Raw genomic sequence first — 13,861 nt, forward strand, 5'->3', positions numbered from 1 at the left:
CTCCTAGGCCGGTATGCCCTCCGGCCGGCGCTCGAACCAGCGCTGGTCGGCCTCCAGTTGGGCGGCGAGCGAGATCAGCAGCGGCTCGCTGTTCGCCGGGCCGAGCAGCTGCGCGCCCAGCGGCAGACCGCCGTCCGTGAACCCGGCGGGCACGCTCACGCCGGGCCAGCCCAGCACGTTCCACGGCCAGGCGTACGGACAGGCCGTGATCATGCGGGAGTTGGTCGCCCGGCCGGACAGCCCATCCAGTGCACCGACCGGCAGCGGCGGGCTCGCCGTGGTCGGTGTGAGGACGACGTCGTACCGCCCGAACATCTCCCCCACCTTGCGCCGCAGCGGGCCCTCCGCGGCCCGCGCGGCCCTCAGGATGTCGCCGCCCAGCAGCAGCCCGCCGAGCGCGTTGGCGCGCGTACGCCTGTCGAGCGCCGGCCGGTCCGGCACCCGGGCGGCCCACTGCCGCACCCCGGACATCGAGCGCGGCGCGAAGGTCAGCCCGACCTGGCCGTAGCGCGGGTCCTCCTCGGCCACCTCGTGCCCCAGCGCCTCGAGCCGCTCGGCCATCCGCACCGTCGCCGCCCGCGCCTGTGGGTCCAGCCGGTGGCGCACCGCGGCGAACGCGGGCTTGAAGGACAGCGCGACGCGCAGCCGCCGCGGCTCGCGCCGGAGCGCCCCCAACAGGTCGACGGCGGGCGGCCGGTGGAGGTCGCCGGGGTGCGAGCCGCTCACCGCGTCCAGCAGCCGTACCGCGTCCTCGACCGTACGGGCCAGCGGGCCGTAGCAGGTCAGTCCGCGCCACATCTCCCGCTCGGGCCACGACGGGACCCGGCCGCGCTGCGGCTTGATGCCCACCAGGTGCGTCCACGCCGACGGGATGCGTACGGACCCGGCACCGTCCGATCCCAGCGCCACCGGCACCAGGCCCGCGGCGACCGCGGCTCCGGCGCCGCCCGACGAACCGCCGGGCGTGTGCGCCGTGTTCCACGGGTTGCGCGTCACCCCGAACGCGGGCCCCTCCGTGACCGGCCACTGCCCCAGCTCCGGGGTGTTCGTCTTGCCGACGATCACCGCACCGGCGGCGCGTAATCTGCGGACGGCTTCGCAATCGTCCTGCCTCGGCGGGAAGTTCCCCGGGCACCCGAACCCGGTGGGATGCCCCGCCACGTCCATGTCGTCCTTGACCGCCACCGGCACCCCGAGCAGCGCACCGCGCTCGCCCGCCGCGAGCCGCCGGTCGGCGTCCGCCGCCTCGGCGAGGGCGGCCTCGGCCCGTACGACCCGGAAGGCGTTCAGCGTGGGCTGCGTCTCCTCGATGCGCCGCAGCGAGCGTTCCACCAGCTCGCGGGACGACACCCGCCCGTCGGCGAGCGCGTCCGCCTGCGCGGCGAGCCCCTCGAACGCGTCCGTCACGATCCCTGTCATGCGATGCATGCGATCCCCCTTCGCACGTCACGTTACGAACACACGTTAACCGTACGTCCGTTGTGTGCGCATCAGCCCGCTCTCCGATGGCGCAATTGTGCTGTGGACAACGGTCCGCCTGATGCCCAGGGTGGATTCCATGCGTGCGCACCCCGAAGCCCGTGACGTCGTCCTCGCGTTGCACGTGGGCGCGGGCGGGGCCATGCGGCGCGAGGACATCGACGCCCGGACCGAGCGGGCCTACCGCGACGCGATGGCGGAAGCGCTGCGCGCCGGGCAGCGGGTGCTGCAACGCGGCGGTGACGGCGTCGCCGCCGTGGAGGCCACGGTGCGCGTGCTGGAGGACAGCGGGCTGTTCAACGCGGGCCGGGGCGCGGTGTTCCACGAGGACGCGGGCCATGAACTGGACGCCGCGATCATGCGCGGGTCGGACCAGGCGGCCGGGGCCGTCGCCGCGGTGCGCCACGTACGCCATCCCGTCACCGCCGCGCGCCTCGTCATGGAGAAGTCGGGGCACGTACTGCTCGTGGGCCAGGGCGCCGACGACTTCGCCGCCCGCAACGGCCTCGTCCCCGTCACCCAGGACCACTACTGGACGCAGCGGCGTTGGGACGAGCTCTTGGAGGCCAAACACCCCGGCACCACGGCCGCTTGCACCCTCCCGTCGGACACGGGCACCGTGGGTGCGGTCGCCCTCGACCGCCACGGCGGTCTCGCCGCCGCCACGTCCACCGGAGGTACGACGAACAAGCGGCTCGGCCGAGTCGGCGACTGTCCTCTCGTGGGCGCGGGGACGTACGCGCAGGACGGCACCGTCGCCGTGAGCGCAACCGGCAAGGGCGAGGCGTTCATCCGCTGCGCCGCGGCGGCGACGGTCAGCCACCTGATCGAGTTCGGCGGCATGGACGTCGCCTCGGCGGCCCACGAGGTCGTGGGGAAGCGGCTCGTCGGCGGCAGGGGCGGGGTGATCGCACTGGACTGCCGGGGCACGCTCGCGGCCCCGTACAACACCGAGGGCATGCGGTACGGCTATGTCACGGCGGACGGGCGGATCATCACCCGGCTGTTCCCGGACGAGGCAGACCAGGCGCCGCGTTGACGGCCCTTACACATTCCTGGGGCTAGCCCCACCCCGAAGACTCGGGAAAGCCCCGATAGTGCGGCGGTTCCCCATCAATCACCCTTGATTCATGACCACTTGGAACCGCCGCCCGATCCTCCTCGCCCTCGCCACGGCGTCCGTCGCCGCCACCGTCGCGGCGCCCGCACAGGCCGTCACGGCTCGCGCCGACGCGACGAGACCCACCCTCGCCTGGAAGCAGTGCGGCCCCGACCGGGAGTGTGCCGACCTGACCGTGCCCCTCGACTACCGCAAGCCCGACGGCCGCAAGCTCACCCTCGCCGTCTCCCGGCTGCGCAGCGACCATCCGGAGGCCAGACGCGGCACGTTGCTGCTCGTCCCCGGCGGTCCGGGCGGTTCCGGGCTGGCCCGGCTCGAGGACAAGGGCGAGGCGGTGCGCAAGGCGACCGGGGGCGCGTACGACATCGTCAGCTTCGACCCGCGCGGCGTGGGCGGCAGCACGACGGCGGACTGCGGACTCTCCGAGGACGACCGCCTGGTGACGCATCTCCAGCCCTGGCCCGGCAAGGACGGGGACATCTCGGAGAACATCGCCCGCGCCCGCCGCGTTGCCGACCAGTGCCGGCGCAACGGCGGCGAGGTCCTGCGGTCGTTCTCCACCGCGAACGAGGTCCGGGACATCGACCGCCTCCGCCAGGCGCTCGGCGAGGAGAAGCTGTCGGCGTGGGCGGAGTCGTACGGCACCTATGTGGCCGCGACGTACGCGCAGAAGTACCCGCAGCACACGGACCGTTGGGTGCTCGACAGCGACGGAGACCCGGATCCGAAGCGCGTGGCGCGCGGCTGGCTGGCGAACATGGCGCCCGCGGCGGACGAACGCTTCCCGGACTTCGCCGAGTGGGCCGCCCACCCGGATCCGGAGCACAAGGACGACAAGCTCGCCGACAAGCCCGGGGACGTACGGCCGATGTTCCTCAAGCTGGCCGGCGAACTCGACCGCAAGCCGAGGGAGTTCGAGGGCGGCGGACACCTCGACGGCAATCTGCTGCGCCAGACCCTGCAGGCGAGCCTCGAATCCGACGGCCGCTTCCACCATGCCGCGCAGCTGATCAAGGCGGCCCGTACCGGCACCGGGAAGATCCCCGGGAAGGCTCCCGTCCTGGCCCCGGCCGATGTGGCGACCTACGTCTCGGTGGTCTGCAACGATGTGCAGTGGCCGCGCTCCATACCGGGGTACAAGAAGGCCGTCGCCGCCGACCGGGCCCGGCACCCGCTGACGGCAGGCATGCCGCAGAACATCACGCCGTGCGCCTTCTGGCAGGCGCCCGCCGACAAGCCCGCGCGAATAACCTCCGACGGTCCGTCCAACGTCCTGATGATCCAGAACCTGCGCGACCCCGCGACCCCCTACTTCGGCGCGCTCAAGATGCGGAAGGCGTTCGGCGACCGCGCCCGCCTGGTGACGGTCGACGCGGGCGGCCACGGTTCCTACCTCGGCAACGGCAACGCCTGCGGCGACCGGACGGTCACCGGGTTCCTCACCACCGGCAAGCGCCCGGCCGGAGACACCTTCTGCGCGAAGTAGCTCAGAAGAGCTGGCACTGTCCCGGCATCGACGGCTCCTCCGGGTCGAAGAGCCGGGGGGCGGTATCGAGCAGCGGGGCGAAGCGGCGCGAACCGGGGCAGGAGACGAGCTCGTAGGAGACGGTGCGGCGGCCGGGCGGGTCGTGGCGGGCGTAGCGGCCGCCGACGACAGCGATCTCACGGGAGCAGACGGGACAGGCACGGCGCGGCGAGGAGGACATCCGTACAGTGTCTCGCAAACCACGCCGAGACGTGTCAGAAGGTCCTCGTCATAGGTCCTCGTCAGAAGGTCTCCGTGGGGACGTACGAACCCCATACTTCCCGCAGGGCGCCGCACACCTCGCCCACGGTGGCCCGGGCGCGCAGCGCGTCCTTCATCGGGGGCAGGACGTTGTCGGTGCCGGAGGCCGCTTTGCGCAGCGCGGCCAGCGCGGCGTCGACGGCGCGGCGGTCGCGGGCGGCGCGCAGTGCGGCGAGGCGTTCGCACTGGCGGGACTCGATGGCGGGGTCCACGCGCAGGGGTTCGTACGCCTCCTCCTCGTCCAGCCGGTAGCGGTTGAGGCCGACGACGACGCGCTCGCCGCTGTCGGTCTCCTGGGCGATGCGGTAGGCGTTGCGTTCGATCTCGCCCTTCTGGAAGCCCTGTTCGATGGCGGCGACGGCCCCGCCGCGGTCCTCGACACGGGCCATCAGCTCGAGGGCGGCGGCCTCGAGGTCGTCGGTGAGGGACTCCATCACATAGGAACCGGCGAACGGGTCGACGGTGGCCGTCACATCGGTCTCGTGCGCGAGGACCTGCTGGGTGCGCAGCGCGAGGCGGGCGGCCTTGGCGGTGGGGAGGGCGATGGCCTCGTCGTAGGAGTTGGTGTGCAGGGACTGGGTGCCGCCGAGCACGGCGGCGAGGCCCTGCACCGCGACGCGCACCAGGTTCACCTCGGGCTGCTGCGCGGTGAGCTGGACGCCCGCGGTCTGGGTGTGGAAGCGCAGCATCTGCGATCTGGGGTTGCGGGCGCCGAAGTCGTCGCGCATCACCCGGGCCCAGATCCGGCGCGCGGCACGGAACTTGGCGATCTCTTCGAGGAAGGTGGTGCGGGAGACGAAGAAGAACGACAGCCGGGGGGCGATGTCGTCGACGGCCATGCCGGCCGCCAGGGCCGCCCGGACATAGGCGACGGCGTTCGACAGCGTGAAGGCGATCTCCTGCGCGGGCGAGGCACCGGCCTCGGCCATGTGGTAGCCGGAGACGGAGATGGTGTTCCACCGGGGGATCTCGGTCCGGCAGTAGCGGAAGATGTCGGCGGTCAGGCGCAGCGTGGGCCCGGGCGGGAAGATATAGGTGCCACGTGCGATGTATTCCTTGAGCACGTCGTTCTGGACAGTGCCGGTCAACTCCGCGGCCGGGACGCCCTGTTCCTCGCCGACGAGCTGGTAGAGGAGCAGCAGGAGTGCGGCGGGGGCGTTGATGGTCATGGAGGTGGAGACCTGGCCGAGGGGGATGCCGTCGAAGAGCTCCCGCATGTCGTCGAGGGAGTCGATCGCGACGCCGACCTTGCCGACCTCGCCGTGGGCGAGCGGTGCGTCGGAGTCGTGGCCCATCTGGGTCGGCAGGTCGAAGGCGACGGACAGGCCGTGGGTGCCATGCGCGATGAGCTCGCGGTAGCGGGCGTTGGACTCGGCGGCGGTGCCGAAGCCCGCGTACTGGCGCATGGTCCAGGGGCGGCCGGTGTACATCGTGGGATGGATGCCGCGGGTGAAGGGGTACGCACCGGGTTCGCCGAGCCTGTCGTGCGCGTCCCAGCCCTCGAGCGCCTCGGGGCCGTAGACGGGCCTGACGGGGAGCCCGGATTCGGTGGTCCGCGTGGTGTCCGCCCCGTGTGTCGTGGGCTCGTGTGTCATGGCCTCGCGCCTCCCGCCATCGGACTGTAGCGGCGGCGGGCCGGGACTGTCAGGGGACGCGCAGAACGGGCCCGTCGCGGGCAGGGCCGGGGGATGGGCCCTGCCCGCGCGGTGGCGCGGAGCCGCGGTATGGGGGGAACGGCGGCCCTGCGCGGCCGATGACCAGTCGGCTCATTTCCTACAGCGCCGGGGCGCCGGAAAACGTCACACCTGTCATCGGAGCGTGCTGCGGAAGGCGGGGCAGCCAGTTGCTGCCGCGGCCGGGAGAGTCGCTGTCGCCCCCCTGGTCGCCTTCGTCGCCGCCTTGCCCGTCGCCCTTCCCGCGCAGGACCTGCTCGCAGAGCGAGCGGGCCTCGGCGGGACCGCCGGCGGTGCGCTCGAGGGTGCGCACCGCGTCCTCGTCCCGCTCGTGCCGGGGGTTCGTGTCGAGGTAGGCACGGCACATCCGGACGACCCAGGCGTGCGGGACCGGGGTGCTCGGGGACCCCTGGTCGCCCCGGTCGCGGTCCCCGCGGCCCTCGTGGTCGCCGTCGCGCGCGGGGGCGGCCGGGGAACTCGCGGTGGGACCGGGCCGCTGCTCGCCGTTCCCGGTGCCGGGCGTGGTGTCCGGCCGCGGGGAGGCGGTTACGGACGGCCGCGGGCGCGGGCGGTCGTGGCCGTCGGCCGACGGGGTGGCGCCGGTGGGTCCGACCGGCTCGGGCGCGGTGGTGTCCGGGTCGTCGTTGCCGGCCGCGGGCACGCTCGAGACGGCCGACGGCTCCCGGTCGCCCCCGCCGAGCGACCGGGGCAGCCCGACCACACCGGCGGCGACCGCCACCCCGCTCAGCGCGCAGCCCGCGACGGCCAGCGCCACCGCCGCCCCGGCGGGGCGCCGTACCGAGAAGCGGCGCGCCGAGAAGCGGGGCGCGCGTATCTCCGCGGCCTGACCGGAGTCACCGCGGCCGTCCCGTACCGACCGTTCGGAACGTGCGGCACGGAAAGCGGCCACGGCGGCTTCCTCGCCCGGCAAGGGGCCGTCCGCCGCGGGGGACGCAAGCTCCATCAGCGCCGTCCGCACGGCCTCCAACTGTCGTGCGTCGGGCTGTGGTTCACCATCCGGAATCTCGACCGGCCAGCTGTGCTCGTGATCGTCCGCCATCACATGTCCTTCTGCGTCCGCGCACGCCATCGCGTCACACCCTGGGAAGTCGCCACGTCGGTCGGTGACGTCGGCGACGTTGGTGACGTGGTCGACGTGGATGACGTGGATGACCGTCGCTGCGCGGGGATGGTGTCCTTCGTCTGCTGCGCTCCCCTCACCACCGTCACTGCCGTCACCGCCGTCGTCGTTCCCGTCATGAGCTCGGCCAGCTTGCGCAGCCCCCGGTGCGCGGCGGTGCGCACGGCGCCGGGGCGCTTGCCCAGTACGGTGGCCGCGGTCGTGGCGTCGAGGCCGACGACCACGCGCAGGACCACGGCTTCGGCCTGGTCCTGCGGGAGTTGGGAGATGGCGGCGAGGGCGTTCCCGGTGCCTATGGATTCCAGCGCCTCGCCCGCGGTGTCCGCGTCGCCGGGCCGCAGGGCGAGTTCACTGTCGTCGCCGCCGATGGCCGGGCGCCGTCCGCGCATGCGTATGTGGTCGAGCGCCCGGTTGCGCGCGATCCTCGCGGCCCAGCCGCGGAACCGGTCCGCGTCGCCGGTGAACCGGTCGATGTCGCGGGCTATCTGGAGCCAGGCCTCGGAGGCCACGTCCTCCGCGTCCGTATCGCCGACCAGGGTGCGCACGTACCCGAGCAGGCGGGGATGCACGGAACGGTAGACCGTGCGGAAGGCCGTCTCGTCCCCGCCCTGCGCCGCGTGCACCGCGACGGTCAGCTCAGCGTCATCCCCCTGCACACCAACATCCTGCACCACTCACAAAACTCTTGACTCAGTAGCCCGCGGGGCCATTGCGGTAAGGGTTCGGCTCCTGCCCGTAGGGCGGCCCCCAGACCCCGGGCGGATACACCGGCGGGCCACTGTACGGCATCGCCACCGGTGGCGGAGCCGGGGGCCCGGACACCGCACGCTGCTCCTGGAGTGCGGTCAACTGACGTATGACGAGCAGCGCGAGCACCCCGGCAACCGCGTAGAGCAGCAGCCCGAGTGCGCTCAGCCCCGCCATCGTCCTCATCAACTCGACGTCGTGGCGCCAGTTCTCGTAGTCGCCGTTTCCGGCGTCCCGGCGCCTGAGCCCGTCGAACCCGGCGTAGAGGAGGTTCAGCACTCCGCCCGCCGTGCACCCCGCCACGTACAGCGCCCACCAGGAGTTGAGCAGCCCCCTGGGCGCGCTCTGCGGCCCCGCGGGAGCGCTGGCCCGGTAGATGTCGTTCGCGATCTGCTTGGGGAACCAGCAGGCGACGACGGGCGTGAACCAGGCACCCACCGCCCAGCCGCTGCCGAAGCGGTGCCGGCCCGGCGCGAACACCTCGGCGTTGAGCCGGACATCACGGAACCAGGTCACCCACAGCACGGCGGTGGCCAGTTGGAGCACGAGGAAGGCGACGTTCGCGACGCCGTAGAACCTGTCCGCGTCGGACGCCCGCTCCGCCGCCTCGTGACCACCGCCGCCCAGGACGTCCGCGATCGCGCCGCGCTGCTGGAAGCGCGCGACGGCGGCCAGCAGCAGCGCGAGCAGGCACAGCGTCAGCAGCGCGTTCAGCGCGACGCGCACACCACGGCGCAGGTCCACGCCCGCCATGGGCAACGGCTGTTGCGGATACTGCGGATGCTGCGAATACATCGTATTTGGCCCCCCACACACCGCGGATGCCGCAGGGTACGGGCATCGGCCCGCGGCGTCCAGCCGCGCCGGTGTGACGAATTCCCGGGGCGCGGCGCTGTAAGAAGTGCGGGCCTCACCAGGGTCCCGCAGCGGATGGCGGCCGTGACCTCTCCTGTGGGGGGTGGCGGTCGCGGCCGTCGTCCGTCCTTCCTCAGTCCTCCTGCTCCGCCTTCGCCACGTCCTTGACCGTGACCGTCAGGTCGTTGGTCACCGTGAAGTACGGGCGCAGCCGCGCCTCGCCGCGCGTCGCGGCGGGGAAGGTGTCGACGCCCTTGCGGTCGGCGAAGTCGCCGGCGAGCCGGCCGACCCGGACCAGCGCGGCACCGGCCGCGGGGCGTACGTGCAGGTCCCACAGGTCCTGCTCCGGGTTGTGCCGCCGCAGCATCGGCTCGTACGGCAGCGTCCCCGTGCCGTCCTCGAGGGCCGCGCGGACGTCCCCGGCGGAGCCGTCGCCGTCGCGCAGCCGGGCGATCAGCTCGGCGCCCTCGCCCAGCGCCGCGCCGTGCGCGGTGACGGTGACCGTGATGCCGTCGGCGCCGACCCGGACGTCGGCGGCCTCGATGTGCCGGGCACGCTGCCAGGTACGGACGGCGAGGAAGCCGTCGCTGGTCTCGTACGGCACCCAGGCAGTGACCGCGGCGTCGGCGAGCGGCAAGGTCAGCAGCGCCTTCTGCTCGACGAGCGAAGCGGCGAGGCGGCGGCGGGACTTGTCGCCGGAGCGCTCGGCGTAGCTGTCCCAGCGCCCCTCGGACAGGGTGTGCGCGGCGCGTTCGACGCGGGCCTCGACCCAGCCGCCCGCCGTCCGCTGCCCGGGCAGCGGCACCCGCACGGCTTCCTTGCCCTTGCTGCCGCGGTGGCGCAGCAGCAGATGCGTGTCGGCCGCGGTGAGCTGGTCGGCGCGCAGCCGCACGGTGAACGAACCGTCGGCGCCCACGGCGCACCGGGCCTCGGGGTTGGTCACCTCGTCGGCCTTGCGCGGGGCCGGCACCGGCTGCTTGCGCCCGCCGCCGAACAGCCCGCGCAGCAGGCCGCCCTTCTTCGCCGCCGCGGTCGATCCGGGGCGCAGCTCCTCGAAGAGCTGCTCGTAGCGCCGGGCGATGGCGTCGGGCTCGTAGCGCCGCGCGGCCGTACGGGCCGCGGCGCCGAGGCGGGCGCGCAGCCCGGCGTCGCCGGTGACCTCGAGGAGCGCCTGGGCGTAGGCGTCGACGGTGCCGGCGCCGTCGAGCGGCACCAGGATGCCGTCGGTGCCGTCGGTGAGGATCTCGCGGGGACCGTACGGGCAGTCGGTGGCGATGACCGGGAGCCCGGCGTGCATGGCCTCGACGATCGTCATGCCGAAGGACTCGGCGTCGGAGGCGACGGCGGCGACGGCGCCCTTGGACCACTCGGTCTCGATGGGCGAGCGGGCGCCCATGAGCGTGACGCGCTCGTAGAGGCCGAGCTCCTCGATCTGCTTGCGGAGCTTGGCCTTGGCGGGCCCGCGTCCGTAGATCCGCAGCGACCAGTCGGGGCGTTCCGCGGCGACCTTGGCGAAGGCGTCGATGAGCCGGTCGTAGCGCTTGACGCCGACGAGCCGGCCGGCGGAGACGATCGTCTTCGAGCCGCCGTCGGAGGGCTCGGCCACGGGGGCCGGGACGGCGTTGGGGATGGAGAGGATCCGCGCCCGGGCGTCGGGGAGGGCGTCGCGGTAGTGGCCCGCGTCGGCCTCGGAGACGGTGGCGAAGGCGTCGAGGGCCGCGATCGCCGGGTCCATGACCTCGTGTAGCTCGGGGACGTGGGCCTCGTGCGTGAGGTGCTCCTGCCCGAGGCGCAGGTAGCGGTCGCTGCCGTAGGCGGTGAGGTAGCCGATGAGCTTGGGCCGGGTCGCGATGACGACGTCGGCGTCGGTGGCGGCGAGGTGGGCGGCCACCCGCTGGTCGGTGAGGGCGGTGGCGGCCATCCGCCCGTTGTCGATGCGCTCGTCCCGGAAGATCTCGCTGGGCCGCTGGTTGAGCGGGGTGCCGTGCTCGTCCCCGTCGGTGCCCTCGCGCATGTCGACGAGCGGGGTCAGGCGCACCCGCGGGTCGATGTCGAGCTCGGGCTCGTCCACCGGGCGGTTCACGCTGATGATCCGCACCTCGTGCCGTTCGGCGAGGGCGGTGGCGAGGTTGACGGTCGAGCGGATGGTGCCGCCGATCCCGTATGCGTTGTGCAGCAGGAATTCGATCTTCATCGGGACCTCGTTCGCGGGACGGGTTTCCCCGGAGGCTAGCGGAGTCCTGACGCGAACGGCATTTTCCGGCCAGGGGCCGGCCCGGGGGGTACCCCTACTTCCGCACCCTCCCCGCAAGCGCACCGAAATCCGTCCAGCTCAACCGCGGCGGAGCCGGATCCCACAACCGCTGCGCCACCGCGGCCAACGGCATCCGCACCCCCACCGCCACCTGCTCCGGCGTCTGCGCGGCAGCGCCGTCGCACCAGATCGCCAGCCGCCCGCCCGGCACCCGGTCCGCCCCGGCGAGCTGCGACGACACGGCGACCGTCCCCCGCAGCACCGCCGGCGACCACTCCCGGTAGATCCGCTCCCCCGTCGGATAGTGGAACCCGTTCGGCTCGCCGACCACGTAATAGAGGAAGGCGTCGTTGAGGTTGACGACCGTGCGTCCCTCGTTCAGGTATTCCTGCGGGTCCCGCGCCCCCAGCTCCTTCCCGGTCCAGTACTCGACCTCGATCCCCTTGTCGCTGTCGGCGACACCGCCCTTGAAGAAGCCGTCGTTCCACGCCTTGGGCCGCTTGCCGAGCGCCCGCGCCACGGCCGCCCGGTCGGACAGCCAGCCGGTGGCGAGGTCCTGGACGAGCGCCTGCGGCCCGTACCGCAGGCGGGCCGCCTCCGCGAGGCGGGGGTACGAGCTCTGCGGGTCCCTGGCCGCGAGCGCCCGGTACTCGTCACCGCCCAGGTGCCAGTACGGGCCGGGGAAGAGCGGCGCGAACTCGCGCATGAGGTCGTCGACGATCCGCGCCGCCGAGGGATCGGCGATGTCGACGGCCCCCCGCACCACGGTCCCGTTCACGTCCCTCAGCTGAAGCGCCGGGTGCGCCTTGATGACCGCGCCGAGGTGCCCGGGCGAGTCGATCTCGGGGATCACCGTGATGTGCAGCCGGGACGCCAGCGAAACGATCCTGCGGACCTCGGCCTTGGTGAGGTGCTCCGGGGAGACGACCTCGGGGTGGGTCTCGCTCTCGATCCGGAACCCCTGGTCGTCCGAGAAGTGCAGGGCGAACTGGTTGAGCTTGAGGTCGGCCATCTCCCGCAGCCGGGCCTCGATCCACCCGGCACTGAAGTGCTTGCGGGCCGTGTCCAGGTTGAGCCCGCGCTGGGGCCGGTCGGGCGCGTCGCGCACCGTGCCCTCGGGAAGGCCACCTCCGGAACGCACCGCCTGCACCACGGTGCGGGTGCCGTGGAAGACGCCGGCCGGGTCCGAGCCGGTGATCAGCACCTTGCGGTCCCGGGTGGCCAGTTCGTACGCCTCCGGGCCGCGCCCGTGCCCGGAGCGGATCGCGAGCTCGACGTCGCCGGAGCGGGCGGGCGGCGGGGCGGTGGTGAGCCCGAGGTCGTCGGCCAGCATCCGGGCCTCGCCCGCGACGGGCCCCGCCGGGTCGGCGATCACCCGGGCGCCGGGCGAGGGCCGCCAGCCGGGTCCGCTGCCCGCGGTGAAGGAGCGTACGGACGGAATGGTGCGCGGCGCCCCCTCCGGCACGGGCGCGAACTGGGCGGCGGAGGGCGAGCCGAGCGACGCCTGGCCGGAACGCGCGTCGTCGCTGCCGTGCGGGGCGGGGGTGCTGCGCGGGCAGCCCATGACGGACAGGGTCGCGACGAGAGCGGCGGCGCTGACGGTTCCCCGGACGACCGAGGCACGAGTGTTTCGCATAGGCAGACCCATGGAGCAATACCTCCCATTTCTGGGCAAGGTATTACTTTCACATCACTCTTCACCGAATGCCCGCCCGAGCCGTAACTCATACGGGCGAGTCCCCCCGAATCCGTCGCCGAACGGCCGAACGGCCTCGCCGCACGGACCCGTACGTGCCTGTTTGATCACACCTGCCATACCCCGCGAGACCGAACCGACAAGGCGTCGCTACGATGGCCGGGGCCGGTGGACCATACCCGGCCGGGCCCGACCGACGGCGAAGCCGGCAGGCCCCAATCCCCGCTCCCGGAGGGTTTTCCGTGCCGGCTGGAACGCTGTACCGCGGCCGGGAAGGCATGTGGTCCTGGGTGGCTCATCGAGTCACCGGCGTCCTCATTTTCTTCTTCCTGTTCGTGCACGTCCTCGACACCGCTCTTGTCCGGGTCTCACCCGAGGCCTATGACACTGTCGTCGCGACGTACAAGACACCCGTCGTCAACGTGATGGAGTACGGCCTCGTCGCCGCCATCCTTTTCCACGCGCTCAACGGTCTCCGCGTCATCGCCGTGGACTTCTGGTCCAAGGGCCCGCGGTACCAGAAGCAGATGCTGTGGTCCGTTGTCGGTATCTGGGTCGTGCTGATGGCCGGCGCCTTCTACCCCGTGCTCAGCCACACCCTGCGCACGCTGTTCGGGAGCTGACGCGAGATGTCCACTGAAGCCCAGAACCCCGCTGTGAGCGACGTGTCCCTGTACGACGTCGACCACCCGGCCCCGCTCATCGAGGCGCCCCGCAAGCGGACCAAGAAGACCCCGAAGTCGACCCGCACCAACTTCGAGCTGTACGGCTGGCTGTTCATGCGGCTGTCCGGCATCGTGCTGGTCGTCCTGGTCCTCGGCCACCTGCTGATCCAGCTCGTCCTGGACGGCGGCGTCAGCAAGATCGGCTTCGCGTTCGTGGCCGGCCGCTGGGCCTCGCCGTTCTGGCAGGCCTGGGACCTGATCATGCTGTGGCTCGCCATGCTGCACGGCGCGAACGGCCTGCGTACCGTCATCAACGACTACGCGGAGCGGGACAACACCCGCTTCTGGCTGAAGATGCTGCTGTACACCGCCACGGTGTTCACCGTCCTGCTGGGCTCGCTGGTGATCTTCACCTTCGACCCGAACATCCGCTAGCGCCCGGGGC

Annotated in this window: 12 protein-coding genes; 4 read left to right on the forward strand and 8 right to left on the reverse strand. The window is 72.7% G+C overall.

All coding sequences use genetic code 11. The annotated features are described in order from the left end of the window. Positions 1-3: 3 nt before the first annotated feature. On the reverse strand, positions 4-1,419 hold the full coding sequence (locus tag ACV530_RS16805; RefSeq protein ID WP_494333470.1) for an amidase: 1,416 nt from the start codon (positions 1,417-1,419) through the stop codon (positions 4-6). A 139-nt stretch (positions 1,420-1,558) separates the two neighbouring features. Between ACV530_RS16805 and ACV530_RS16810 the strand changes: the two genes are divergently transcribed. Further along, positions 1,559-2,518, forward strand: a complete 960-nt coding sequence (locus tag ACV530_RS16810) for an isoaspartyl peptidase/L-asparaginase family protein (RefSeq protein WP_494333288.1) — start codon at positions 1,559-1,561, stop codon at positions 2,516-2,518. 91 nt (positions 2,519-2,609) lie between these two features. Then, positions 2,610-4,085 carry an alpha/beta hydrolase gene (locus ACV530_RS16815; RefSeq protein ID WP_494333289.1) on the forward strand — a complete coding sequence of 492 codons (1,476 nt, stop codon included), beginning with the start codon at positions 2,610-2,612 and terminating at the stop codon, positions 4,083-4,085. A 1-nt stretch (position 4,086) separates the two neighbouring features. Here ACV530_RS16815 and ACV530_RS16820 read toward each other — a convergent pair whose 3' ends face one another. From ACV530_RS16820 to ACV530_RS16850, 7 genes are all read right to left on the reverse strand, one after another. Further along, positions 4,087-4,305, reverse strand: coding sequence for a hypothetical protein (locus ACV530_RS16820; protein WP_494333290.1), 219 nt, complete (start codon positions 4,303-4,305; stop codon positions 4,087-4,089). A gap of 61 nt (positions 4,306-4,366) precedes the next feature. Continuing rightward, positions 4,367-5,980, reverse strand: a complete 1,614-nt coding sequence (locus ACV530_RS16825; RefSeq protein WP_494333291.1) for an acyl-CoA mutase large subunit family protein — start codon at positions 5,978-5,980, stop codon at positions 4,367-4,369. Between the two features lie 178 nt (positions 5,981-6,158). Beyond that, positions 6,159-7,118, reverse strand: coding sequence for a hypothetical protein (locus ACV530_RS16830; protein WP_494333292.1), 960 nt, complete (start codon positions 7,116-7,118; stop codon positions 6,159-6,161). Next, a complete protein-coding gene (locus ACV530_RS16835) occupies positions 7,118-7,855 on the reverse strand; it encodes an RNA polymerase sigma factor (protein ID WP_494333293.1) in 738 nt (245 codons plus the stop codon). The genes ACV530_RS16830 and ACV530_RS16835 overlap by 1 nt, the downstream gene beginning before the upstream one ends. A gap of 34 nt (positions 7,856-7,889) precedes the next feature. Continuing rightward, positions 7,890-8,741, reverse strand: coding sequence for a DUF4328 domain-containing protein (locus tag ACV530_RS16840; RefSeq protein ID WP_494333294.1), 852 nt, complete (start codon positions 8,739-8,741; stop codon positions 7,890-7,892). A 193-nt stretch (positions 8,742-8,934) separates the two neighbouring features. Continuing rightward, positions 8,935-10,995, reverse strand: coding sequence for a glycosyltransferase (locus ACV530_RS16845; protein WP_494333295.1), 2,061 nt, complete (start codon positions 10,993-10,995; stop codon positions 8,935-8,937). Positions 10,996-11,089: 94 nt separating this feature from the next. Continuing rightward, positions 11,090-12,691, reverse strand: a complete 1,602-nt coding sequence (locus ACV530_RS16850) for a beta-N-acetylhexosaminidase (RefSeq protein WP_494333296.1) — start codon at positions 12,689-12,691, stop codon at positions 11,090-11,092. Positions 12,692-12,993: 302 nt separating this feature from the next. Here ACV530_RS16850 and sdhC point away from each other — a divergent pair, with 302 nt between their 5' ends. Then, a complete protein-coding gene (gene sdhC, locus ACV530_RS16855; protein ID WP_494333297.1) occupies positions 12,994-13,374 on the forward strand; it encodes a succinate dehydrogenase, cytochrome b556 subunit in 381 nt (126 codons plus the stop codon). A gap of 6 nt (positions 13,375-13,380) precedes the next feature. Next, positions 13,381-13,851, forward strand: coding sequence for a succinate dehydrogenase hydrophobic membrane anchor subunit (locus ACV530_RS16860; protein ID WP_494333298.1), 471 nt, complete (start codon positions 13,381-13,383; stop codon positions 13,849-13,851). Positions 13,852-13,861 lie beyond the last annotated feature (10 nt).

It is taken from the genome of Streptomyces sp. SX-6 (assembly GCF_059089585.1).